Raw genomic sequence first — 22,815 nt, 5'->3', positions numbered from 1 at the left:
GCGAAGCGACTGCGCATATCGTCGCGCACCCGTATTACTCGCTCTTAACCATACACATTCATCATGCCGACTTCCAACCGTATCAAAGCGCCGCTCGTTCTTCTTCTCACGCTCGTGGTGCTGTGCGCGGGCCTGGCTGTCCTCGTCGGCATATTCGGGCTGCTCGTGAAGCTGTTCGGCCACGTGTGATGGGACGTGCCGCTGCGCGCGTCGACGGCGCAAACTGTGTATGCTGCCGGTGTTCATGCGCCGAGCGGCGCAGCGTTCCTGCAAGGAGATTTCATTGACCAATCCGGCCGACTCTTCCCCGCCTTCCGGGCAGCCCATCGACCCGCAAGTGCTCGAACTCGCGCGGCAGGTGTTCGACCTCGCGCGCCAGGGCGATGCCGCGATGCTCGCCGCCGTGATCGAAAAAGGCGTGCCGCCCAATCTGCGCAACGACAACGGTGACAGTCTGCTGATGCTCGCGAGCTATCACGGACATGTCGACGCGGTGCGCACGCTGCTCGAACGCGGCGCCGATCCCGACTTGCGCAACAATAACGGCCAGACGCCTATCGCGGGCGCGGCTTTCAAGGGTTTCGACGCCGTGGTCGAAACCTTGCTCGCGCATGGCGCCGATGTGGAAGGTGCATCGCCCGACGGACGCACCGCGCTGATGGTCGCCGCCATGTTCAACCGCACCACGATCATGGATCTGCTGATCGCGCACGGCGCGAATCGCGATGCGCGCGACGCGGCAGGCACGAGCGCACAGGATGCGGCAGGCAGAATGGGCGCCGCCGACGCGCAGGAAAAACTGCGCAACGTCTAGGGCTTTTCCGCCAGCAGCGCTTTCACGTCAAACTGCGCGAGGTCGCCGATCCGCTCGATCGTGACGTCCGCGGGCGGATTGCCGAGTATCTCCTTCGGGTCCAAAGCGTAGTGACCCTGGCGCGGAAATACCGTGGTGAGCCGCCCGCCCCAGGCATTCTTCATCGCGGTGAGAATGCGCAGCTTGTCGTCGACCATCACGTAGTGGCGCGCGGGGTAGCATTCCATCACCTGATCGAGCATCAGCTCCTTGTGGATGTAGATCAGCACGCGGCCTTCGACTTCGTCCCACAGGCCCGAACGCGCGACCTTGCGCGGCTGAAACACCACGTCCCCGTCCGACAGAATCACCGTGGGCCCGTACTCGCCCACGTGGCGCAACGCGTCGAGCGCGCCTGGATAGAGCCGGTTCGCAAACGGATAATCGATCAGAAACGACGACATCAGCAACAGCCGCGTGTCCCGCGGATGCTCCGTGCGATACCGCTGCAACGCGCCCAGGTAGTCGGCATAGCCGAGCTCGCCGCGCAATTGCTCGAAAATTTCCCAATAGCGCGTGCTGTTGTCGGTGCCGAACTCACGCATCATGTGGCTGCGCAAGTCGGAGAGCACATGGTCGTTGTCGAGCAGCGTGTTGTCGCAATCGAAGAGGAAAACGACGTCGTGCGGTGCAGTGCGGGTGGCGGGTGCGGCTGGCATGTGCGGCTCCGTGGATTCGGCTGTGCTTGTGCTCTGTGCTCTGTGCTTGTGCTGCTTGGGCTGCTCGGGCTGCTCGGGCTATTAGCGGACGATCAACCCTGCGAACTCGCGGGCGGCGCAGCGGGTTTTTCTGCATGGCCGCCGAAGTCATGACGCATCGCCGACAACACGCGGTTCGCGAAGTCCGCTTCGCCGCGCGAACTGAAGCGCGCGAACAGCGCCGCGCTCAGCACGGGCGCGGGCACGCCTTCGTCGATGGCCGCCGACATCGTCCAGCGTCCCTCGCCCGAATCGGATACGCGGCCCGCGTACTGTTGCAGATCGGCATCGCCCGCGAGCGTGCCCGCGATCAGGTCGAGCAGCCACGAGCCGATCACGCTGCCGCGCCGCCATACTTCGGCGATATCGGCCAGATTGAAATCGTATTGATACAACTGCGGACGACGCAGCGGCGACGTCTCGGCGTCCGCCTCGCGCGCGTGCTTGCCGGCGTCCGCGTGACGCAGAATGTTGAGGCCCTCGGCATACGCGGCCATCAAGCCATATTCGATGCCGTTGTGGACCATCTTCACGAAATGCCCCGCGCCGAGCGGACCGCAATGCAGAAAGCCCTGCTCCGCCGTGCTGTTGCCCGGATTGCGTCCTGACGTCGCGGGCGCGGCGGCGGCGCCTGGCGCGAGCGTCGAAAAGATCGGCTCAAGCCGTTCGACCACCTGCGCTTCGCCGCCGATCATCAGGCAATAACCGCGCTCGCGGCCCGCGACGCCGCCGCTCGTACCGACGTCGACGTAATGCAGTTTGCGTGCGGCGAGGTCGGCGCCGCGGCGAATGTCGTCGTGATAGTACGAGTTGCCGCCGTCGATCACGATGTCGCCCGGCTCGAGCAACGGCACGAGTTTTTCGAGCGTGCCATCGACGACCGCGGCGGGCACCATCAGCCACACGGCGCGCGGCTTGTCGAGCCTGGCGACGAGGTCTTCGAGCGACGACGCGCCCGTCACGCCCTCCTGCGCGAGCCGCTCGACAGCCGCAGGCTGTACGTCGTAGACGACGCATTGCTGCGCACCCTTCGTCAGGCGCCGCACCATATCCGCGCCCATGCGTCCCAATCCAATCATGCCTAGCTGCATTTTCACCGCTCCCGAAAGTGCCTTGTGATGCTGCCTGGTTTCAGTCAGATGGTCATGCTGCGTTTGTTGCGTCGGCCGCGTCCGGCAGCATGCGTGACGACAACGATACGCCTCCTTGCCGAAGTTGTGCGCGACGTAAGGTCCCTGTCATTCAGCGCGTGGCAAACCTGCCCGCCGCACATGAAACGTGTGCCGTGCCTGCTAAAGCTCGCGGCCGCCGCGCAGCGCACGCCTCGATTGAAGCTTCGCGTATTGCGTGCGGGCGAAACGCCGCACGGCTCGCCACATCAGCGGATAACGATAGCCCGGCACGGCAAACAGCACGAGCGCGCACAGCGCGAGCAAACCGCAAAAGAGAAACGTGCCGCGATAGCTGAACGCCTGCACCAGCAGGCCGGACAACACGCCGGAAAGAATCGAGCCGACCCGCGCCGCGTTGAAGAAGAGCGCGGTGGCGCGGCCTGGCGCATCGGGCATCAGGTCCTGCACGTAGGTCATGCCGAGGCATGAAGTCACGGCAACGACGAACGCGTTGAGGATCTGCATCGGAATCAGCACATGCACGTTTCCGGCGAGCGACATCGCGACGAAATAGGCCGCGTGAACCGCCGCGCAGGCGGCAAGCCAGTTCGGCTTGTGCAGGCTCGAAGACTTCGCGCCGAGCGCGAGCATCATCGGAATCTCGGTCAATGCGCCGAGGCCGAGCATCACCGATACGTCCAGATGCGTGCCGTTCAGGCCATGCACGATGTAAAGCGGCAACACGATCATCGTGGCGTTGGCCGCGAGCCCGAGCAAGGTCAGCGCGGCGACCGCACGGCCAATGTCGTTCGCCGATGCGACGCCGGGCAGGTCCTCGTGCGCGTCGGCGCCAGGTTCCCTGAGCGGCGGCACGGTAATCGACGACGACGGCTCCGATGCGGTGTCTTCTACCGTATGGTCGCCGAGATGCCCTTGCGGCTCGCGCATGCGCCACACGATGGCCGCGCACGCCGCAAAGCTCGCCGCGGCGAATAGAAAGAGTCCGGTGAAACTCGTCGCCGCGAGCACCAGCGCGCCCACCGACGGCCCGAACACCCACGCCGCCGAGAGAATCGTGCGCAGCGTCGCGCTGGCAAACGCGCGTTCGGACGCGTCGGGCACGGGCAGCGCCGCGCGGCTGAACGAGAACACCATCGAAATAGCCGAGCCGCCGACGCCGATAAACACAATGCCGACGACGAGCAGCAGCCTGTAATCGCGCACCACGCATAACGACAGATAGCCGAGCGCGGCCAGCACGAGCGCGACGAGCAGTAACGGCCGATGCCGTCCGCTTGCATCGCTCCAGCGGCCGGCGAAGGTGCTCGCGAGCACGCCGCTTGCCGCGATCAGCGTCATGAAGACGCCGAGCCGGAACGGCGTCATGCCCGCGCGCTCGACGCCGAACAGCGACAGATACGGCGCGGTGAACGACATGGCCACACCGAGCATCAGCGTGGCGGCGGCAAGCGGCTTGAAGCCGGGAATGTGCAGCAGACCAAAAAAACGTGAGTTTTTCGACACGGGCGGCTGTGAGTTCAGGAGAAGCGAGTCTGCGAGGCGCGGCGCGCACGGCAGGCTTCGTGGCGGGAATGAACGGGGCATTATCGACCGCTCGCGCGGGCGCGTAAAGGTGGGGAGGCGTGTCCCAAATCTCACTCCCGACCGCACTGGCGCGTGAACTACAGCACCGCATACCCCCGTTTCTCCAATACCCGTCGATGCCAGCCATTGCCATACTTCCCGCAGGCGATGCCAAACAGGATCGACAGGAGCAAGGTCACTATGTCGCCCCGGTCTAACCACAAGCTGGGTAAGTACAGTGCCAGCTCCACAGCCACCATTGCAAAGGCCGCAAACCACATGCGCCTCGACAGAGCCCAGATCGGGCCCAGCAAGAATGCGCCCCAACTGAAACCAGTGGGGACGCCAATGGTGTCGTCGGTGCCGGGGCGCCCCAGATAAATCCTGTCCGCCATTTTTCCTTCCTCAAATCCGCCGGCAGATTGCCGACGATGTCAGGCATTGTTTAACAGCCGCGCGTGACGAACTTGTACGTTTCTGTCAAATCCCCGTTCCGCCAGTCTGAACCCCGAACCAATAGCTGATACTCTTATCCAAGCAAAATGCGGCGCGTGCCGACCGCGGCGATTTCCGCAGCGATTACCGTAGCGACCCGCGCAACGGCCACAGGATCGCCGCGCGCCGCGGCAACCCCACACCGCACAACCCGATCCACAGCGGAGCATGCATGGCAATACGGACGCCCTATTCCACCAAAGCCCCGTCGCGAGCCGAAGTCGACGCCCTGCCCGGCGCCACCGTCATCGAGTTCGGCACGGACTGGTGCGGCTACTGCCAGGGCGCGCAGCCTTCGATTGAAAAAGCCTTCGAAGCGCATGCCGGCGTCAGGCACCTGAAGATCGAGGACGGCCCCGGCCGGCCGCTCGGCCGCTCGTTCAAGGTCAAGCTGTGGCCCACGCTGATCTTCATGCGCGACGGCGCGGAAGTGGCGCGCGTCGTGCGCCCCACCAGCGTCGAGCAGATCACAGACGCGTTCGCGTCGCTATAAACCGTAGACGAGCGCTTCCATCATGAAGCAGGCCATCCACCATCTAAGCGTCAAGGCGCGCACTCGCGGACTTGCCGAATTCACCGACGAAGCGCGCCGCTTCGTCGCGGCGCAGCACATCGACACGGGACTGCTGACGCTCTTTTGCCGTCACACGTCGGCATCGCTGCTGATTCAGGAAAACGCGGACCCGTCGGTGCAGCGCGATCTGGAGCGCTACTTCGCGAACCTCGCGCCCGAAGACGAGCAACGCTATGAGCACGACGCCGAAGGTCCCGACGACATGCCCGCGCATCTGCGCACCGCGTTGACGCAAGTGCAATTGAGCGTGCCCGTCGAACATGGACAGATGGTGCTCGGCACGTGGCAGGGCCTGTATCTATTCGAGCATCGGCGCCATGCGCAGCATCGCGACATCGTGTTGCATCTGATCGGCGAATAAGTCATAACCCGGGCGCAGCCGCACGCGCCGCGACGGCAGGTTTTCTTCCGCAACCCGAACAAAGGGAGCACATCTCATGGATACCCGCAGCGAACTGCAAGCCACCGTCGACGCCATGGTTCAGCCCGGCAAGGGTCTGCTCGCCGCCGACGAAAGCGGTCCCACCATCGCAAAACGCTTCAAGACGATCGGCATCGACTCCACCGAGGAAAACCGCCGCGCGTATCGCAACCTGCTGCTCACCACGCCCGGTCTCGGCGAATTCGTGAGCGGCGTCATTCTGTATCAGGAAACGCTCGGTCAAAAGGCCGACGACGGCACGCCGTTTCCACAACTCGCCGCCCGAAACGGCATCGTGCCGGGCATCAAGGTCGATCTCGGCAAGATTGCGCTCGCCCATGCTCCAGGCGATGAAATCACCGAAGGCCTCGACGGCCTCGCACGCCGCTTCGTCGATTACAAGCAACAAGGCGCGCGCTTCGCGAAGTGGCGCGCGGTCTACAACATCACGGCCAATCTGCCGAGCCGTCTCGCGATCGAAGCCAATGCGGATTCGCTCGCGCGCTATGCGGCGATCTCGCAGGAAGCGGGCATCGTGCCGATCGTCGAACCCGAAGTGCTGATGGACGGCGATCACAGCATCGAGCGCAGCGCCGAAGTCACCGAAGCGGTGCTGCACGAGGTGTTTGATGCACTGCATCGGCATCGCGTCGTGCTCGAACATATTCTGCTGAAGCCGAGCATGGTGCTCGCCGGTTCGGAGAACGCGCGGCAATCGTCCACCGCGGACATCGCCGCTTATACCGTGCGGATTCTGAAACGCACGGTGCCTTCGGCCGTGCCCGGCATCGTGTTTCTGTCCGGCGGACAATCGCCCGAGGAAGCCACCGCCAATCTCGACGCAATGAATCGCCTCGGGCCGTTGCCGTGGAATCTGAGCTTCTCGTATGGGCGCGCGTTGCAGGAACCGCCGTTGCAGGCATGGAAAGGCGCGGCGGGCAACGTCGAGGAAGCGCAGCAGGCGTTGCTCAAACGCGCGCGTTTGAACAGCGCCGCGGCGCTCGGGAAATACGACGCAGCGCAAGAGAAAAGCTAGGCTGCGTTAGCCAGAACAAACGCGAAAGTAAAAACAACAGCGCGGTGTAAATGAGTGACGCGCACACGGGCGCGTCACTCGCGAAAACTTAGGGAAGCGTGCGCGAACTCTACGCACACGACGCACGCATTACTTACCCTTCGTGTCGCTGCTCGCGTTCGCGCCCGGCATATTCGTGGTGTCGGTCGCGGGCTTGGTCGTCTTCGACGAATGCTTCTTCGTCTTCGAATGCGACATCGTGCCCGATCCCGTGTCGCCGCCTTCGCGCGTCGACGTATTCGCGCCGGCGCTCGTGCTCGGGTCGTTGCCGGCCGGGCCCGCGCCGCCACCTCCGCCGGCGCCGCCACCACCCGCACCGCCTGTGCCTTGCGCCAAGGCCAGCGACGACGCTGCGAGCAGTGTGGAAACGAGCAATGCCTTCTTGATCTTCATAACTGTTCTCCTGTCGGGATGAATGCGGAATAGAAGCGGATTGCGCAAGCGGACGCGCCGCCTGCGCATGCCTCGTCAGGAGTTCAGCAAGGGGTGTGCCGCAAAACGGCGTGGCTTACGATTCGCAAGCGACGAGCGCGTGCAGTTCCTCGATATCGAATGGCTTCGCGAGAATGGCGACGCCGATGCGGCGCGCGCGTTCGAGCTCGTCGGCATAGCCCGTCATCAACGCGATTTTCTGCGAAGGCCAGGTGCTGCGCACTCTTTCCGCGAGGTCGATCCCGTTCAGCTTGCCCGGCATCTGAATGTCCGACAGCACGAGTTCGAAACGCTCCCCGCCGTTGAGCACGTCGAACGCCTGGTCGGCGGTCGGTTCGTGCCGCACTTCGCAGCCGAACGTCTCGAGCACCGCTGCGACGCCCGCGGCGACATCCTCGTTGTCTTCCACCAGCAGCACCATGCCGGCATGCCGCAGCGCGGGCTGTTCGACCACGGTCTGACTCGCCGCGTGCGTCGCGCGGCGCTCGCGATAGCGCGGCAGATACAGCCGCACCGTCGTGCCGCTGCCAGGCACGCTGTCGATCTTCGCGGTGCCGCCCGCCTGTTCGCACATCGACAGCACCTGCGCGAGACCGAGGCCCGCGCCCGAGCCGCTCAGCTTGGTCGTGAAAAGCGGCTCGAAGGCGCGCCGCGCGACCGATTCGGGCATGCCCTCGCCGTCGTCCGAACAGGCGATCAGCACATACTCGCCGTCGGGCAGCAAGGTATCGCTGCCGACCAGCCGGTTGTTCTGGCAACGAATCACAAAGCGCCCGCCGCGCGGCATGGCATCGCGCGCGTTGACCGCGAGGTTCATGATCGCGAGTTCCAGGTCGGTCGGATCGGCGAGCACGGGCCACACATCGTCGACGATGCTGAGCGCCAGTTCGATCTTGTCGCCGAGCGCCGCTTCGATGAGCGGCGCCGCGCCCGGCATCCATTTCCTGAGGTCGATCGGCTCCTGCTTGAGCGGCTGCTTCTTCGCGACACTCAAAAGCCGGCGTGTCAGCGATTCAGCCGTTGCGGTCGCACGCTGCACGGCGGTCATCTCCTTCTCAAGGTTGTTGTAGCGCTTTAGCCGCGCCAGTTCGATATTGGCGGACACGACCATCAACAGATTGTTGAAGTCGTGCGCCACGTTGGCAACCAGATTGCCGAGCGCGCCCATGCGCTGCAATTGCCGGCTCGATGCTTCCGCCGACAGCCGCATCGCGACCTCGCCCTGCCAGCGTTCCCACGCGACGCGCTCGCCGTCGAGCTGACGCAGCGAGTACAGCACCAGCATCCAGATCGCGATGCACGGCACCGCGGTCAGCGCGGCGATCACGATGAAGTGCCGGCGCCATGCATCGACGATCGAGCCCGTTGCATAAGCACTCGACACGTAGAGCGGATAATCGCCGACGCGCCGAAACGCAACGAGCCGCTCCACGCCATCGACCGGCGATTTGACGCGCACGTGGCCCGACAACTGTTTGTCGCGCAAGGCCGCGCCAAACGCGTTCGCCGCGGGCGGCTGCACGCCGCCTGGCCACGGCGGATAGCGCACCAGCAGACTGCCGTCCTGCCGATACAACGAGAGCGCAAGCGACGGATCGCCGTTCGTCAACTCGCGATAAAAGCGCGAGAAATACTCGCTGCGCAATGCGACAGAAACGACGCCGAGAAATTTGCTGTCCGCCCCGATACGCCCGATCGATGTGTTGAACACGTTCGTCTGCGACAGCGTGCCGAGCATCGGCAGCGAGAAGTAAGGATGCGGGCGCATAGCGCGCGCGGCGATAAAGTCTTCGCGCTGACTGACAGACACGGTTGGCGCCGGATAAGCACGGGTCGACACGAGCAGATCGCCATTCGCGCCGATCAGATAGATGGACGCCACTTGCGGGAAGTCTCCGCCGATCTCGCGCAACTGCCGGTTCAATTCCGCCTCGCGCGCGCGAATCTGCGCGTCGTCTTCGGTGCCGATCAACTCGACGATGCGCGACGCCATCTGCTGATTGAGGTCGAGCACCTTGACCGCCTGTTCTTCGGCGACGCGCACGAGCCGGTCGATCACATCGTTTGAATCGGCGATACGGCGCTGGTAATCGAAGTAGCCATAACCGGCGAGGCAGGCAAGCGGGAACAGAATGGAAACGGCAAGAACAATAAGGAGCATCCGCCGCGTCGCCGCAAAGTTGCGCGACGGCATCGGAAAATCAACTGCGACTCGCTCCGCACGCTGCACGGCCCACGCTCCATCAAAGGTCATACAAGTTAGGCAATCGGACGCACGTATCGTGCCGCGGCGTTCGCGCGCTAATTCCTTAGTGAGGAATCTACCCCACTTTCGGCCATGTACATAGCGACGCGCGAAGAAACGCGAACGTTTCTGCTTAACTGATTTATCAGGGCGTGTTGGGCACATGAATTGCTGCTCACGCAACGAGTTTCGCATTCTCCCGAGTCGCCGAATCGCTGCGGCATCCTGCCGCGCCGAATCCTGCTGATTACGTTCACGGAAACCAGCATGCCCACCACCGCCCGACACGTTGGCCAGCTTTCGCAACTGCGCGAAGACCGGGGCCAACGCGTTGTCGTGGACGGTGAAAAGATCATGCTGATCCGCGACGGCGACGTGGTGCGCGCGTATTCCGCCGACTGTCCGCACGCAGGCGGACCGCTCGAAGAAGGCGCGCTATGCCGCGGCAGGATCATTTGTCCGTGGCACAAAGGCACTTTCGATGCGGCCACCGGCAAGGTGCTGGAGCCGCCGCCGCTGGTGCCGCTCAAACGTTACGCGGTGATCGTCGACGGCGACGACGTCATGGTCACACGCCCGACAAGCTGCCGGACGAAACCGAACCCGCCGCGACGCAAGAGCCGCACTTCGCGGTGATCGGCGCGGGCGCGGCCGGCGCGGCCGCCTGCGCGGCGCTGCGCGAATATGGCTTTACGGGGCGCCTCACGCTGATCGGCGATGAACCGCACGCGCCCTACGACCGCACATCGCTTAGCAAGTTTGTCCCGTCCGCCGAAATGCCTCCCGCCGACGTGCCGCCGCTGCTCGCGCCCGAGTGGTACGAGCAGCACCGCGTCGAGCGCATCGTCGCGAAGGTCGCGCGGCTCGACGTGCGCAATCGCACGATTCATCTGGAAAGCGGCGGCGAACTGACCTACGACACGGCCTTGCTCGCCAGCGGCAGCACGCCGAAAGTGCCGCGAATTCCGGGCTGCGAACTCGGCGGCGTGCATGTGCTGCGTCATCTCGACGACGCCACCGCGATTGTCGAGGCGCTCGGCGACGCGGATGCCGGCGGCCCCTCGGAAAACGCCGGGCTCCGTGCAAGTCGCGATTCTCGGCAGCAGTTTCATCGGGCTCGAAACCGCAGCCGCGCTGCGCAAACGCGGCGTGCAGGTCACGGTTATTTCGCCGGATAAGGTGCCCTTTGCGAAGCAGTTCGGCGAGCGCATCGGTGCGATGTTTCGCGAGTTGCATGAACGCAATGGCGTCAAGTTTCATCTGCAAGCGAAGGTTGCTTCGCTGGAAGGCGAAGAAGGCAATGTGCATGAAGTGATGCTCGAAAGCGGCGAACATATCGCCGCGGACCTCGTGCTGTTGGGCACCGGCGTTACGCCTGCGACCGGCTTTATCGACGGCTTGCCGTTGCAGAAAGATGGCGGCGTGATCGTGAATGCGGGCATGCAGGCCGCGCCGGGTCTCTACGCCGCAGGCGACATCGCCGTGTTTCCGCTGCGCGAAAACGAAGAGCCGTTGCGGATAGAACATTGGCGCGTCGCGCAGCAACATGCGCGCATCGCGGCTCAAAACATGTGCGGAGCGCGCAACCGTTACAGCGGTGTGCCGTTTTTCTGGACCTATCACTTCGGCAAGAACTTCGAATACCTCGGGCATGCAAGCGAGTGGGACGAGCTTGTCGTCGACGGCGATCTGGATCGTCACGATTTTGCCGCGCTTTATGTGAAGGACGACAACGTGGCCGCCGTGCTTGCCTGCGAACGCGACACGCAGACCGCACATCTGATCGACGCGATGCGCCGCGGCCCGCTCACATGCGCGCAGGCATTGCGGATTGTCGGGCGCGACTCGTGCGACAGAAGCTGAACCAAAGTGGAACACAGGCTGCTTCGAATCGAAGCGTACCGGCTTATCGTTCAACTCTACATGCTCATGTAAAAAGCACCGCACGTGGGCCGCGCGAACCGCGTGTCTTTTTCGCGCACACCATTCGTTAGCTAAAGGAGAAGCGCCATGCCAGAACCCAAGGAACAACATCCGAACGCCGACAAGACGGAGAAGCAGATCGACAAGGAAGTTGAAGACACGTTTCCGGCGAGCGACCCGCCCTCTACCGGCGGCACCACCAAAATCGTGACCGACGACGAAGATTCTTCGTCCGACGACGGGGAAGCTACCGGCAAATAAATAGCATCCGCATCGCGATGCAGCGATGCACAACGCACAACGCCCGGACGCGCAAGCGCCGGGCGTTTTTTACATGCGCGGGTTGCACCCGTTGCTATCCGTTGGCCACCGCGAGCGATTCATCGCGCGTCGTGCTGCCGCACACATGGCAAGCGGCCAGCATCTCCTGCAACGAAGTCACGTAGCATTCGGCGCCCATCGCGTTTTGCAGATCGACGCTCCACTTTTGCAGATCTTCGGGCGTCCATAGTCCGACGATAATCGACACGTTCGGCAAGCGCGCGCGAATGCGCCGGACCATGTAGCGCAAATGCGAGGGAATGCCGTCTATCTGCAGATAGAGAAGGCACACGATACCGACATCGTCGGCGTCCATCCGGTCGATCGACGCACGCGATGCCGCTTCATGCGGCAATGCGCGCGCCGTGAAGCCGTGCTTGCCGAGCAACTGCAGCATGATCGTCGTCGCAAGCGGATCGAGCGGTCCGCGCCCGGGAATGCACAAGACGCGTTGATTCCCGACGCGCGGCATTGTGTGCGCCTGCGGCAGTTCGGGCGCGCGTTGCAAGGCTTGCTCGCGCGTATCGTCTTCCGCGCTGTCGGCGGCGGTTTCGCGTGCTTCATCGGCCGCGCCGCGTGCCTGGTTCGCGAACAGCATATGCGTTGCCGTCGAAGCAGGCGGGCCTTCACGCGACGGCGCGACCGGTCCGATCTCAGCGCTTGCGTTTTCTGCTGCGTGCTGCGGCGGCTCGTCGGCGTAACTGTCGAGGCCATCGACCAGATCGTTCGTGGTCGACTCGATGCGCGCAAGCTGCACCGCCGTGACGCTGCCGCGCACGACATCGTTCGCGGCCAGTTGCAAACCCTTGATCGCCACCTCGTCGTAGTAAGCCGATAACGAACGCTCGCGCAGCAGCGCTTCGGCTTGCGCGATGGCTTCGTCGGGATCGCCCGCAAGGGCGCGCTGATAAAAATTTTCGACCGGCGTGAGCGCGGGCTGATCGCCCAGCATCACGTCGAGAAATTCCAGTCGCCTGATATGGCGGCCGAGCACGAGCAGGCAAAGCGTCAACGGCGTCGACAGGATCAGGCCAATGGGCCCCCAGATCCAGCTCCAGAAGATTGCCGCGACGACCACAGAGAACGGCGAGAGCCCGGTGCTGCGTCCGTACAGCAACGGCTCGACTACCTGGCCCACCAGCAGTTCGACCGTCACGAAGAGCGCAATCGACCAGATCGCCATGTCCCAGCCCGGACTCACCGCGGCGGCGAGCGCAGTGGCCAGCCCGCCGGCGATCCAGATGCCGACATACGGCACGAGCCGCAGCAAGGCCGCGAGGATGCCCCACAGAATCGGACTCGGCACGCCGATAAAAAAAAGCCCCGCGCCAATCGCAACGCCGAGGGCCGCATTCAATCCGAGCTGCGAAACGAAGTAGCGGCTCAAGCGCCGCGCGGCTTCGTCCATCACCATCGTCGTGCGGTGCAGATCGCGCGAACCGAACAGACGAATCGCGCGGTCGCGCAAGTCGTCGCGTTGCAGCAGGATCACCACCATCACGACGAATACGATGAACGCCGTCTCCAGCGGACTAATGGCCGGCGACAACACGCGGCGCGCGACTTCGAGCGGCGTCGGCACCGGCTCGCGCACTTCGACGGGCACGGCGGCAGGCGCGCGGCCATCGGAAGAAGACGCATCGTGGCGCGGCTCCGGTTGCGGCGGCTCGACGGTCGCGCGTTGCAACGCCTGGCCCGCGGCTTTCGCAAAACGGTCGAGCTTGCCCACCGTCAGCGTGTGCGCCGCTTCCATCTTGCGCTCGATCGTCGCCTGATAACGCGGCATGCCCGCGGCGAGGTCGCTCAACTGCATCGTGATGACCGCGCCCAGCACACCGATCACCGAGATCGACATCACGACGGCCGCAAACACCGACGCAACGTGGCCGAGCTTCAGTCGGCCCAACCATTTGACGAGCGGCGCGACGAGAAAGCTCAGCAGAATCGCGAGCGTCATCGGAATCAGGACGGCGCGCGCGAAGTACAGGCACGCGACGAAACCGGCGCCGACCGCGAGTGCGATCAGCGCATCGAGACCGAACGCGGCAGGCGGCGCGTCGATGCGCGTGGGCGTCCCGCCGCGCGACGGTTCCGGAATGTCCTTCATTGCGCTACGTGCTTCTTGTTGCTTGTGATCGTGGTTGTGATTGTGGCGCTCCCTGTCATCACGCTATTTTTTCGGCTCTTCTGCAATCGGCCCGCTTTCCACTGGCGGCGCTTCCTTCTCGATCTCGCTGCGGGCCTGTTCCCAGTACTCGTCGGGCGTGCCCTTCGGCTCCGGCGCATGCTCCCACAGGTAGTACGCGCGCGTGCGGATCTGGTCCTCCTGGGGGAGGTCTGCTCCTGTTCCATATGAGTCCCCTACGGTTTAGGTCTCGCGGATGCCGGCATGGCGAAGCCGCGCGCATCGTCGTGACGAATGCGCGTGGCCATCCACGCAAAGCAAGTGCTATTCCCGCTCAGCTAGCGGGCGGCGTTTCGCTTTCATCCGAGGTGAGTTGCTGTTCGAGTCTGTCGAACACGCGTTGCGTCGCGCGGCTCGGCGCTTCGAGTGCGAACAGCAGCAGCGAACGCGCGGTGACCTGATACTCGTCGCCGGCGCTGAACTGCGGCAAGTCCGGGCGCACCGGCATGTTGGTATCGAGCAGGCAGGTCCAGCGCTCGCCCTCGGGCACGTCGGGCAATTTAAAGTTGACGACGTCATGGTGTGCATTGAGCACTAGCAGCAACGTCGCATCCGACGCGGGACGGCGGATGCCGCTCGCCTGCGCGCGGCCGTCGATCACGAGACCGAAGCAGCGCATCAGCGGATCGGCCCATTGCTCGGCGGTGAGATCGGTGCCGTCCGGCGCGAGCCAGCGCGCATCGGTCACGTCGAGCGCCTCGTTGTATTCGCCCGTCAGAAAGCGGCTGCGGCGCAGCACCGGCAAGCGGTGGCGAAGCGTCGTCAGGTTTCTGACGAACTCGGTGAGCGCGCGGCCGTCGTCGTCGATACCTTCCCAGTCGACCCAACTGATTTCGTTGTCCTGGCAATACGCGTTGTTGTTGCCCTTCTGCGTGCGGCCGAACTCGTCGCCGGCAAGGATCATCGGCGTGCCTTGCGAGAGCAGCAGCGTGGCAAGCAGATTGCGCTTCTGACGCTCGCGTTGCTGGCGAATCTCGGGGTCGTCGGTCGGACCTTCGACGCCCATATTCCACGACTTGTTATCCGAGTGGCCGTCCTTGTTGTCCTCGCCGTTCGCCTCGTTGTGCTTGTCGTTGTACGAGACGAGATCGTTCAGCGTGAAGCCGTCGTGCGCGGCGATGAAGTTGACGCTCGCCCACGGGCGTCGGCCGCGATGATTGAACTTGTCCCCCGATCCGGTGAGACGTGTCGCGAGATCGGCGACCATGCCCTCGTCGCCCTTCCAGTACGCGCGCACGGTATCGCGAAAGCGGTCGTTCCATTCGGCCCAGCCCGGCGGAAAGCCGCCGACCTGATAGCCGCCGGGGCCGCAATCCCACGGCTCCGCAATGAGCCGCACGCTCGAGAGCACCGGGTCTTGCCGGCAACTGTCGAGAAAGCCGCCGCCTTCGTCGAAGCCGTGCGGCTCGCGACCGAGAATCGTCGCGAGGTCGAAACGAAAACCGTCGACCTTCATCTCCGTCACCCAGTAGCGCAGGCTGTCGGTCACCATCTGCAGCACGCGCGGATGCGAGAGATTGAGCGTATTGCCCGTGCCCGTATCGTTGATGTAATAGCGCGGCTCATCGGGCATCAGCCGATAGTACGACGCGTTGTCGATGCCCTTGAACGAGAGCGTCGGCCCGCGTTCGTTGCCTTCGGCGGTGTGGTTGTACACCACGTCGAGAATCACTTCGAGATTCGCGTTGTGAAACGCGTCCACCATGCCCTTGAACTCGCTGACGGACTCGTTGTTCGACGCGAAGAAACGCGGATCGGCCGCGAAGAAGCCGATGGTGTTATAGCCCCAGTAGTTCGTGAGGCCCTTGTCGAGCAGATAGCTGTCGTTGACGAAGGTCTGGATCGGCATCAGTTCGACCGAAGTCACGCCGAGGCTCCTGATGTAGTCGATCACCGCCTTCTGCCCGAGTCCGGCGAAGGTGCCGCGCAGATTCTCCGGCACTTGCGGATGACGCTTCGTGAAGCCGCGCACATGCGTTTCATAGAAGATCACGCGGTCCCACGGCAACGGATTGCGTTCGGGATGAATCCACGAAAAGTTCGCGTCGACGACCTTGCATTTCGGCACGAAGGGCGCGCTGTCGCGCTCGTCGAACGACAGATCCGCGTCTTCCGAATCGAGCGTGTACCCGAAAATTTCCGGCGCCCATTTCAGTTCGCCGATATGCGCCTTCGCGTAAGGGTCGAGCAGCAGCTTGTTCGGATTGAAGCGATGACCCTTCTCCGGCTCATACGGACCATGCACGCGATAGCCGTACACAGCGCCCGGTTTCAGGTTCGGCACGAACACATGCCAGACCTCGTCGGTATATTCCGGCAATTCGATGCGCTCGATTTCATGCTGACCGGTTTCATCGAACAGACACAGTTCGACTTTCGTTGCGTGCGCCGAGAACAGCGCGAAGTTCACGCCGTTTCCGTTCCATGTCGCACCAAGCGGGAAAGGCGTGCCTTCCGCGATACGCGTCGAGTAATTGGCCGGGGATGACATAGGTTTTCCTGTGAGAAGCATGGGCGCGCACGCGCCTTTTTAGTGTAGGCGATACGGATAAGAGGCTCGCTCCTGTAGCAATCCGCGGGCCTGGACGTCGCGCGCCACGGGGCGACGCGGCATGCAATTTGCGGTAACGCGTTTGAAAGCCGACTCGGCTCGACGCGCCGCGACCGGCGCGAGACATAACAAGGAGAAACCATCATGCGAAGCATGCAATCCAAGGCGCTGCTCGCGGCAGCGCTGCTCGTCAGCACGCTCGTGCCGCTAACGCCTTTTTCGCTCTCCGGCAACGCGCATGCGCAAGGCGCGCCGCAGGCGATTACCGAAAAGCGCACGGACGTCGTGCAACTCGCGAGCGGCTATCGCGCATCGAAGCTGACCGGCGCGGACGTGTTCAACAAGAACAAGGACACCATCGGCACAGTCGACGATCTGATCGTCTCGCCAGGCGGCGACCGCAGCACTTACGCGATTCTGTCCGTCGGAGGATTCCTCGGCATCGGCAAGCATCTCGTGGCCGTTCCGTTCAACGATCTGCAGATTACCAACCGTCGCGTGGTTTTGCCGGAGGCGACCAAAAAGTCGCTGGAGGCATTGCCGGAATTCAAGTACGCGGATTGAGGCTGCATTTCGCGCGCCTCGAAGTGGCGAGAGCGCGCGGCGCGGCCAATGCACCGCGGCACGGCGCTACGCTCCTCGCCATAGCGAACTCACGCGAACAGTTTATCCAGCGTAATCGGCAAGTCGCGCACGCGCTTGCCCGTTGCATGCCAGATCGCGTTGCTCACCGCGGCCGCCACGCCGACCACGCCGATTTCACCCACGCCCTTCACGCCGAGCGGATTCACGATCGTGTCGTGCTCCTCGACAAAGAGCACCTCGATGTCGTGAATATCCGCGTTGACCGGCACGTGATACTCGGCAAGGTTATGGTTCATCTGACGGCCTATGTCATGATCGAACTGCCCTTCTTCATGCAGCGCCATGCTGATGCCCCACACCACGCCGCCCGCCACCTGGCTTGCCGCGGTCTTCGGATTGACGATGTGCCCCGCCGCAACCGCGCTCACCACGCGCGTTACGCGCACGGTGCCCAGCGCTTCGTCCACGCGCGCTTCCACAAAGATCGCCGAATGCGTGCCCATCGAATACGCCTGCTGCTTTTCGTGCGGCTTCACGGTGGCCTGTTCTTCGAGCTTGTCGAGGCCGGCGCGCTCAAGCAACGCGTCGATGTCGATCGCGTCGGCCGTGCCATGACCGCATACGAGGCGCTTGCCCATGCGTCGTATGTCGTCGCGATCAATGCTTGCGAAACGTCCGCCGCCATATTGCCGCGCCAGTTCGACAAGGCGATTGCGCAGCCGCTTGCACGCGGCATCGACCGCACTGCCTACCGACGATACCGTCCACGATCCGCCTTCTATCGGCGCCTTCGGAAGGCGCGTATCGCCGAGTTCGAACACGACGTCCTGCAGCGGCACGCCGAGTGCATCCGCTGCGATCTGTGTCATCGCGGTGTAGGTGCCGGTGCCGATGTCGGCGGTTGAACTGGAGACGGTCACGCGTCCATCGCGCGTGAGCACCGCGCGCGCCGACGCTTCGTTTTGCATCGCGTCCCACGCGCCCGTCGCCATGCCCCAGCCGATCAGTTCGGTGCCCTCGCGCCGCGCGCGTGGCGCGAGCGGCCGCTTGTCCCAGCCGAAACGCGCCGCGCCTTCGCGATAGCAGTCGCGCAACGCCTTGCTGGAGAACGGCAGATTCTTGTTCGCATCGCGTTCGGCGTAGTTGATGAGGCGCAGTTGCAGCGGGTCCATCCGCAATGCTTCCGCGAGTTCGTCCATCGCGACTTCGAGCGGGAAAAGACCTTGCGCCGCGCCCGGCGCGCGCATGTCGGCGGGCGTCGGCACATCGAGCCGCGCAACCTTGTAGCCAAGCGTCACGTTCTCGCATCGATAAAGCTGGCCGGCCCAGTTCACCACGACGTCGCAGTAATCCTCGTACTGCGAGGTCTCGGATACCGCCTCGTGAATCACCGCCTGCAAGCGGCCGTCCGCATCAGCGCCGAGCGCCACGCGCTGAATGGATTGCGGCCGATGCGCGAACGTGAACATCTGCTGGCGCGTCAGCGTGACACGCACCGGCCGCTTCAATTCAAGCGCGGCCATGACCGCAAGCGCAAGGTGATACTGCGGCCTCAAACCCGAGCCGAATGCACCGCCGACGAATGGCGAGACGACCTGCAATTCATCATCTTTCAAACCGAATACGGCCGTCAGGTACGACTTCGTATTGACGACGCCCTGAGTCTTTTCATACACGGTCAAGTGCCCATGCTCGTCGGGCACCACCGTGCAACCATGCATTTCCATCGGATTGTGATATTCCGCGGGCGTGCTGTAGAACGCATCGACGCGCGCCGCGGCGTTCGCCAACGCGGCGTCGGCATCGCCGCGAGGTTCGGGCGGCGGATCGAAGCCGCCCTTCTCCGTGGATGGCGGCTCGGCGTTCATCAGCACTTCGCCCATCTCCGTTCGATGCGGCGCCGATTCATAACGCACGTCGACGAGCGATGCCGCGTGACGCGCGAGCTCGAGCGACTCGGCGAGCACCAGCGCGACAGGCTGGCCGCTGTACCACACGCGGTCGTCCCACAGCGGCCGGAGCGGGCTGCCGCCGGGCGCGACCATGTCCTTGTACGGCTTGTCCTCGCGCGGCAACTCGGGGCGGTTCTGCCAGGTCAGCACATGCAGCACGCCAGGCAACGCGAGTGCCGCCGATGAGTCGATCGACACGATGGTTCCCGCCGCGATCGTGCTCGATACGACGAAGCCATACGTCAGTCCGTTGGCGCTGAAGTCGGCCGCATACTGCGCGGCGCCGGTCACTTTCAGCCGGCCGTCGACGCGCTTGTGCGGCACACCGCTCGCACGCAACGCGGGCAAAGTCTCAATGCGGTTCATCGCGCGTGCTCCTCCAGTGAACGTTGCGCCGCCATCGCGAACGCACGCTCGATGGCGCGCGCCGTCAATTCGATCTTGAACGCGTTGCCGCGGCGGCCGCGCGCATCGCGCAGGATGTCGGTCGCGAAGTTGCGCACGGTGTCGGCATTCAGCGGCTTGCCGCTCAGCGATGCTTCGGCATCCGTATTACGCCACGGTTTGTGTGCAACGCCGCCGAGCGCGCAATGCGCATTGACGATGATGTCGCCGTCCAGCTCGAGCCCGAGTGCAACGGAGACCAGCGCGAACGCATACGAAGCCCTGTCACGCACTTTCACGTAAGCGTGATGTTCCGCGAAGCCCTGCTTCGGCAACTCGACGGCGGTGATCAGCTCGTCGTCGCGCATGTTGGTGTCGATGTGCGGCGTGTCGCCAGGCAAGCGGTGGAAGTCCCCGAACGGCAGCACGCGCGAACCGTCCGGCCCTGACAGATGAACCGTTGCATCGAGCGCGGCCAACGCGACGCACATGTCCGACGGATGCACGGCGATGCAATGCTCGCTTGCGCCAAGAATCGCATGCATGCGATTCACGCCTTCCATTGCGGGACAGCCGGTGCCGGGCTCGCGTTTGTTGCAGCGCGTGCCCGCGTCGTAGAAATAGAGGCAGCGCGTGCGTTGCAGCAGATTGCCGCCGACGCTCGCCACATTGCGAATCTGCGGCGACGCGCCCGCGAGAATCGCCTTCGAGAGCAACGGGTAGCGCGCGCTTATCGTCGCGTCGTAGGCGGCCGCGCTGTTGGTCACGAGCGCGCCGATCTTGAGTCCGCCCGCGGCGGTCGGCTCGATTTGCCGAAGCGGCAAACGGTTGATGTCGATCACGAGCTGCGGATGCGCGACGTTCTCGCGCCACAGGTCCACGAGATTCGTGCCGCCTGCGATAAACGCAGCCGCCCGGTTCGCGCGATGCTGGTCGATGGCTTGCGGCACTTCGCTCGCGCGTGTGTACGAGAAGCGGTTCATGGCCGCGCTCCTGCATCGCCGACTTCGGCTGCTTCCGCCGCTTCCGCCGGTTCGGACACATCGAGAATCGCGGCGACGATGTTGTTGTACGCGCCGCAGCGGCATAGGTTGCCGCTCATCAGTTCGCGCACGTCGTCGGCGGTTTTCGCGTGGCCTTCCTCGAGCATCGCGACGGCGGAGCAGATTTGCCCCGGCGTGCAGTAGCCGCACTGAAACGCATCGTGATCGATGAAAGCCTGTTGAAGGGGATGCAACTGCTCGCCGTTCGCGAGTCCTTCGATCGTGGTAATCGAAGCGCCGTCGTACACAACCGCGAGCGCAAGGCAGGTATTAATGCGCTGCCCGTTCACAATCGCGGTGCATGCGCCGCATTGCCCGTGGTCGCAGCCCTTCTTGGTGCCGGTCAAATGGCAATGTTCGCGCAGCAGATCGAGCAGCGACGTCCAGGCTTCGACGCCGAATGCATGCTGTTTGCCGTTGATGTCGAAGCTCACCGGCACGCGCTCGACGTCGCTCGGCGCGACATCCAGCGGCGTATCCGCAGTGGTTGTATTCATGGGGAGGTTCTCCTGACGAGGGTGACGCACAGCGAGCGCTAGGAAGAACTAGTGGTGCGCGCAAACGCCGTGCCCGGCAGGAAGGCGCGTGTCGAAATATCGGGGACGTTCTCGCGCGAACCGCTGTCTGCACTAGCGCACAAACTGCGGTTCGCTTGCGTCGAGATTCAATCAATATGCCTAAATAATCGGCGAGCCGCCCGTGACTGCAATGGTTGCGCCCGAAATGTAGCTCGCTTCGTCGGAGGCGAGCATCACGTAAGCGGGCGCGAGTTCGGCGGGTTGGCCTGGCCGCTTCATCGGCACTTGCTGGCCGAATTTTTCGACCTTCTCAGGCGGCATCGTCGATGGAATCAGTGGCGTCCAGATCGGCCCCGGCGCGACGCAATTCACGCGAATGCCCTTCTCCGCGAGCAGTTGCGCGAGCCCGCCGGTGAAGTTCTGAATCGCGCCCTTGGTCGTCGCATACGCAAGCAGGCCGGGGTTCGGATGGTCCGCGTTGATCGAGGTCGTGTTCACAATCGCGCCGCCCGGCTTCATATGCTTGACCGCCGCGCGCGAGATCCTGAACATCGCGCCGATGTTGGTATCGAAGGTCTTGTCCCACTCGTCGTCGGTGATCGCGTCGAGCGACGGATACGTCATCTGGTACGCGGCGTTGTTCACGAGCACGTCGAGCCGGCCGAATGCCTGCACGGCCTTGTCGACGATCGCATTGCAATGCGCGCGATCGGTGATGTCGCCCGGCACCAGCACCGCCTTGCGGCCCGCCTCTTCGACCCAGCGCGCGGTTTCGCGCGCGTCGTCGTCTTCGTTCAGATACGCGATCAGCACGTCCCCGCCTTCGCGCGCGAACGCAATGGCGACCGCGCGGCCAATGCCGCTGTCACCGCCCGTGATGATCGCCGCCTTGCCGGCGAGGCGGCCCGAGCCCTTATACGATTTCTCGCCGTGATCGGGCTGCGGCTGCATCGGCGCGGTGCGGCCCGGCGTTTGATCCTGCTGCTGTCCGTCGAACGGTGGCGTAGGACGTTCGTTGTCGCTCATACGATCCTCCAGATTGCTGATGAACATGCGCGGCGTGCGAGACGCACGGCGTTGCAACAGGGTGAGCAACCCGCGGGCCTGCATACATGCGGTTTTTTACGGCGCATGCGTGCGGCGGTAGAAGATGTTGGGAAAAGATGAGGACAACGCGTGGATGAAGTGTGACGCTCGCGCCGCGATCTGCGCGAATAGAGGGAATCGGCAAGCATATGCAGCGAAACGGCAATCGCAGTTTTTTCAAAGGCCGCGCACGCTTTACGGCGGCCCCGCCGCATGCAGCGCAGCAGCCGATTCGAGCACGCGCAAGAGCCGTTCCGGCGTCAACGGTTTCGCGCAATGCGCGTCGAAACCCACGGCGCGCGCGCGGGCGCGGTCGTCGCGCGAGGCGAACGCGGTGCACGCAACGAGCAGCATATGCGCCGTCGATGGATGCGCCCGCAAGCGCCGCGCAAGTTCGAGGCCGTCGATTCCCGGCATCTTGATGTCAAGCACAACCGCAAACGGTTGCCACTCCGACGCCATATCGCATACCGCGTGCGGGTCGTCCAGCGCGCGGCATTCGAATCCGTCCGCGTTCAGCAGCATCTGCAGCGCATCGGCTGCTTCACGATAGTCGTCCACCACCAGCACGCGACGGTGCGACGCCATCGCATACTGGATCGGCCGCCATACGACCACGTCTTCGCTGTCGTCGAATCGGTTATCGAGCGTCACCTTCTTCTCCTTGATCGTCGCGTGCGCCGCTATGCGGCACCCGGCGCACGGCCGCAAGATTCGCTCCCGCGCCGCGTTGTTGTTGCTTACATGGTGTGGCTTAGATGCTTGGTGAATGACTGCG

20 protein-coding genes and 2 pseudogenes are annotated in these 22,815 nt (G+C 63.8%); 8 read left to right on the top strand and 14 right to left on the bottom strand.

Annotated elements, in window-relative coordinates; genetic code table 11:
- Positions 1-63: 63 nt before the first annotated feature.
- Together ABIE53_RS29160 and ABIE53_RS29155 are read left to right on the top strand one after the other, a co-directional pair.
- Entirely contained in the window at positions 64-189 is a 126-nt protein-coding gene (locus ABIE53_RS29160) for a hypothetical protein (RefSeq protein ID WP_307259030.1), read from the top strand.
- Between the two features lie 94 nt (positions 190-283).
- Complete coding sequence (locus ABIE53_RS29155) at positions 284-814, top strand: ankyrin repeat domain-containing protein (protein ID WP_053860703.1); 531 nt, start codon at positions 284-286, stop codon at positions 812-814.
- On the opposite strand, the gene ABIE53_RS29150 is transcribed toward ABIE53_RS29155, so the two are convergent.
- The 4 genes from ABIE53_RS29150 to ABIE53_RS29135 form a co-directional block, all read right to left on the bottom strand.
- Entirely contained in the window at positions 811-1,512 is a 702-nt protein-coding gene (locus ABIE53_RS29150) for an HAD family hydrolase (protein WP_044020110.1), read from the bottom strand. The two genes, ABIE53_RS29155 and ABIE53_RS29150, sit on opposite strands and share 4 nt — an antisense overlap.
- A gap of 92 nt (positions 1,513-1,604) precedes the next feature.
- The gene (gnd, locus tag ABIE53_RS29145; RefSeq protein ID WP_029970605.1) at positions 1,605-2,642 is read right to left on the bottom strand and encodes a phosphogluconate dehydrogenase (NAD(+)-dependent, decarboxylating); all 1,038 of its coding nucleotides are present in this window, start codon (positions 2,640-2,642) and stop codon (positions 1,605-1,607) included.
- 201 nt (positions 2,643-2,843) lie between these two features.
- Positions 2,844-4,187, bottom strand: a complete 1,344-nt coding sequence (locus ABIE53_RS29140) for a sugar efflux transporter (RefSeq protein ID WP_053859121.1) — start codon at positions 4,185-4,187, stop codon at positions 2,844-2,846.
- A 158-nt stretch (positions 4,188-4,345) separates the two neighbouring features.
- Positions 4,346-4,642 (bottom strand): DUF2628 domain-containing protein, encoded by a 297-nt coding sequence (locus tag ABIE53_RS29135; protein WP_053859122.1) that lies wholly within the window; start codon positions 4,640-4,642, stop codon positions 4,346-4,348.
- Between the two features lie 272 nt (positions 4,643-4,914).
- On the opposite strand from ABIE53_RS29135, the gene ABIE53_RS29130 reads away from it, so the two are divergent.
- From ABIE53_RS29130 to ABIE53_RS29120, 3 genes are all read left to right on the top strand, one after another.
- Positions 4,915-5,235, top strand: a complete 321-nt coding sequence (locus ABIE53_RS29130) for a thioredoxin family protein (protein WP_006047069.1) — start codon at positions 4,915-4,917, stop codon at positions 5,233-5,235.
- 22 nt (positions 5,236-5,257) lie between these two features.
- Positions 5,258-5,677, top strand: a complete 420-nt coding sequence (locus ABIE53_RS29125) for a secondary thiamine-phosphate synthase enzyme YjbQ (RefSeq protein WP_006047068.1) — start codon at positions 5,258-5,260, stop codon at positions 5,675-5,677.
- Between the two features lie 76 nt (positions 5,678-5,753).
- Positions 5,754-6,773: a class I fructose-bisphosphate aldolase gene (locus ABIE53_RS29120; protein ID WP_192698989.1), complete on the top strand. Its 1,020-nt coding sequence runs from the start codon at positions 5,754-5,756 to the stop codon at positions 6,771-6,773.
- A 129-nt stretch (positions 6,774-6,902) separates the two neighbouring features.
- Here the strand turns inward: ABIE53_RS29120 and ABIE53_RS29115 are convergent, their stop codons facing one another.
- Complete coding sequence (locus ABIE53_RS29115; protein WP_192698990.1) at positions 6,903-7,205, bottom strand: hypothetical protein; 303 nt, start codon at positions 7,203-7,205, stop codon at positions 6,903-6,905.
- 115 nt (positions 7,206-7,320) lie between these two features.
- On the bottom strand, positions 7,321-9,474 hold the full coding sequence (locus tag ABIE53_RS29110; protein WP_029970598.1) for a hybrid sensor histidine kinase/response regulator family protein: 2,154 nt from the start codon (positions 9,472-9,474) through the stop codon (positions 7,321-7,323).
- 282 nt (positions 9,475-9,756) lie between these two features.
- Between ABIE53_RS29110 and ABIE53_RS29105 the strand changes: the two are divergent.
- Both ABIE53_RS29105 and ABIE53_RS29100 read left to right on the top strand, forming a co-directional pair.
- Positions 9,757-11,352 (top strand): annotated as a pseudogene (locus ABIE53_RS29105) (FAD-dependent oxidoreductase).
- A gap of 147 nt (positions 11,353-11,499) precedes the next feature.
- Complete coding sequence (locus tag ABIE53_RS29100) at positions 11,500-11,673, top strand: hypothetical protein (RefSeq protein ID WP_006047063.1); 174 nt, start codon at positions 11,500-11,502, stop codon at positions 11,671-11,673.
- A 94-nt stretch (positions 11,674-11,767) separates the two neighbouring features.
- Here the strand turns inward: ABIE53_RS29100 and ABIE53_RS29095 are convergent, their stop codons facing one another.
- From ABIE53_RS29095 to glgX, 3 genes and pseudogenes are all read right to left on the bottom strand, one after another.
- Positions 11,768-13,840, bottom strand: coding sequence for an AI-2E family transporter (locus ABIE53_RS29095; protein ID WP_192698992.1), 2,073 nt, complete (start codon positions 13,838-13,840; stop codon positions 11,768-11,770).
- A gap of 63 nt (positions 13,841-13,903) precedes the next feature.
- Positions 13,904-14,085: pseudogene (locus ABIE53_RS29090) on the bottom strand (DUF2934 domain-containing protein).
- A gap of 107 nt (positions 14,086-14,192) precedes the next feature.
- Positions 14,193-16,409: a glycogen debranching protein GlgX gene (gene glgX / locus ABIE53_RS29085; protein ID WP_107709799.1), complete on the bottom strand. Its 2,217-nt coding sequence runs from the start codon at positions 16,407-16,409 to the stop codon at positions 14,193-14,195.
- Positions 16,410-16,613: 204 nt separating this feature from the next.
- Here glgX and ABIE53_RS29080 point away from each other — a divergent pair, with 204 nt between their 5' ends.
- Positions 16,614-17,033 (top strand): PRC-barrel domain-containing protein, encoded by a 420-nt coding sequence (locus ABIE53_RS29080; protein ID WP_192698993.1) that lies wholly within the window; start codon positions 16,614-16,616, stop codon positions 17,031-17,033.
- Positions 17,034-17,122: 89 nt separating this feature from the next.
- Here the strand turns inward: ABIE53_RS29080 and ABIE53_RS29075 are convergent, their stop codons facing one another.
- The 5 genes from ABIE53_RS29075 to ABIE53_RS29055 all read right to left on the bottom strand — a co-directional run bounded on the left by ABIE53_RS29075 (position 17,123) and on the right by ABIE53_RS29055 (position 22,691).
- The gene (locus ABIE53_RS29075) at positions 17,123-19,372 is read right to left on the bottom strand and encodes a xanthine dehydrogenase family protein molybdopterin-binding subunit (protein WP_192698994.1); all 2,250 of its coding nucleotides are present in this window, start codon (positions 19,370-19,372) and stop codon (positions 17,123-17,125) included.
- On the bottom strand, positions 19,369-20,373 hold the full coding sequence (locus tag ABIE53_RS29070) for an FAD binding domain-containing protein (RefSeq protein ID WP_192698995.1): 1,005 nt from the start codon (positions 20,371-20,373) through the stop codon (positions 19,369-19,371). Before ABIE53_RS29070 ends, ABIE53_RS29075 begins: the two co-directional genes overlap by 4 nt.
- Positions 20,370-20,930, bottom strand: coding sequence for a (2Fe-2S)-binding protein (locus tag ABIE53_RS29065; protein WP_192698996.1), 561 nt, complete (start codon positions 20,928-20,930; stop codon positions 20,370-20,372). Before ABIE53_RS29065 ends, ABIE53_RS29070 begins: the two co-directional genes overlap by 4 nt.
- Before the next feature lie 180 nt (positions 20,931-21,110).
- On the bottom strand, positions 21,111-21,977 hold the full coding sequence (locus tag ABIE53_RS29060; protein ID WP_192698997.1) for an SDR family oxidoreductase: 867 nt from the start codon (positions 21,975-21,977) through the stop codon (positions 21,111-21,113).
- A 255-nt stretch (positions 21,978-22,232) separates the two neighbouring features.
- Entirely contained in the window at positions 22,233-22,691 is a 459-nt protein-coding gene (locus ABIE53_RS29055; protein ID WP_006047054.1) for a response regulator, read from the bottom strand.
- Positions 22,692-22,815: the final 124 nt, after the last annotated feature.

It is taken from the genome of Paraburkholderia sp. OAS925 (genome assembly GCF_040543975.1).
Taxonomy (GTDB): Bacteria; Pseudomonadota; Gammaproteobacteria; order Burkholderiales; family Burkholderiaceae; genus Paraburkholderia; species Paraburkholderia graminis.
This window is presented reverse-complemented; position numbering and strand designations above follow the sequence as displayed.

What these genes read in the sequence shown, in the direction of transcription:
- ABIE53_RS29100 (WP_006047063.1), top strand. Translation starts at nt 11,500, where the DNA reads ATGCCAGAACCCAAGGAACAACATCCGAACGCCGACAAGACGGAGAAG.
- ABIE53_RS29130 (WP_006047069.1), top strand. Translation starts at nt 4,915, where the DNA reads ATGGCAATACGGACGCCCTATTCCACCAAAGCCCCGTCGCGAGCCGAA.
- ABIE53_RS29150 (WP_044020110.1), bottom strand. Translation starts at nt 1,512, where the DNA reads ATGCCAGCCGCACCCGCCACCCGCACTGCACCGCACGACGTCGTTTTC.
- ABIE53_RS29125 (WP_006047068.1), top strand. Translation starts at nt 5,258, where the DNA reads ATGAAGCAGGCCATCCACCATCTAAGCGTCAAGGCGCGCACTCGCGGA.
- ABIE53_RS29080 (WP_192698993.1), top strand. Translation starts at nt 16,614, where the DNA reads ATGCGAAGCATGCAATCCAAGGCGCTGCTCGCGGCAGCGCTGCTCGTC.
- ABIE53_RS29075 (WP_192698994.1), bottom strand. Translation starts at nt 19,372, where the DNA reads ATGAACCGCATTGAGACTTTGCCCGCGTTGCGTGCGAGCGGTGTGCCG.
- ABIE53_RS29060 (WP_192698997.1), bottom strand. Translation starts at nt 21,977, where the DNA reads ATGAGCGACAACGAACGTCCTACGCCACCGTTCGACGGACAGCAGCAG.
- ABIE53_RS29115 (WP_192698990.1), bottom strand. Translation starts at nt 7,205, where the DNA reads ATGAAGATCAAGAAGGCATTGCTCGTTTCCACACTGCTCGCAGCGTCG.
- ABIE53_RS29160 (WP_307259030.1), top strand. Translation starts at nt 64, where the DNA reads ATGCCGACTTCCAACCGTATCAAAGCGCCGCTCGTTCTTCTTCTCACG.
- ABIE53_RS29135 (WP_053859122.1), bottom strand. Translation starts at nt 4,642, where the DNA reads ATGGCGGACAGGATTTATCTGGGGCGCCCCGGCACCGACGACACCATT.
- ABIE53_RS29070 (WP_192698995.1), bottom strand. Translation starts at nt 20,373, where the DNA reads ATGAACCGCTTCTCGTACACACGCGCGAGCGAAGTGCCGCAAGCCATC.
- glgX (WP_107709799.1), bottom strand. Translation starts at nt 16,409, where the DNA reads ATGTCATCCCCGGCCAATTACTCGACGCGTATCGCGGAAGGCACGCCT.
- ABIE53_RS29120 (WP_192698989.1), top strand. Translation starts at nt 5,754, where the DNA reads ATGGATACCCGCAGCGAACTGCAAGCCACCGTCGACGCCATGGTTCAG.
- ABIE53_RS29095 (WP_192698992.1), bottom strand. Translation starts at nt 13,840, where the DNA reads ATGAAGGACATTCCGGAACCGTCGCGCGGCGGGACGCCCACGCGCATC.
- ABIE53_RS29065 (WP_192698996.1), bottom strand. Translation starts at nt 20,930, where the DNA reads ATGAATACAACCACTGCGGATACGCCGCTGGATGTCGCGCCGAGCGAC.
- gnd (WP_029970605.1), bottom strand. Translation starts at nt 2,642, where the DNA reads ATGCAGCTAGGCATGATTGGATTGGGACGCATGGGCGCGGATATGGTG.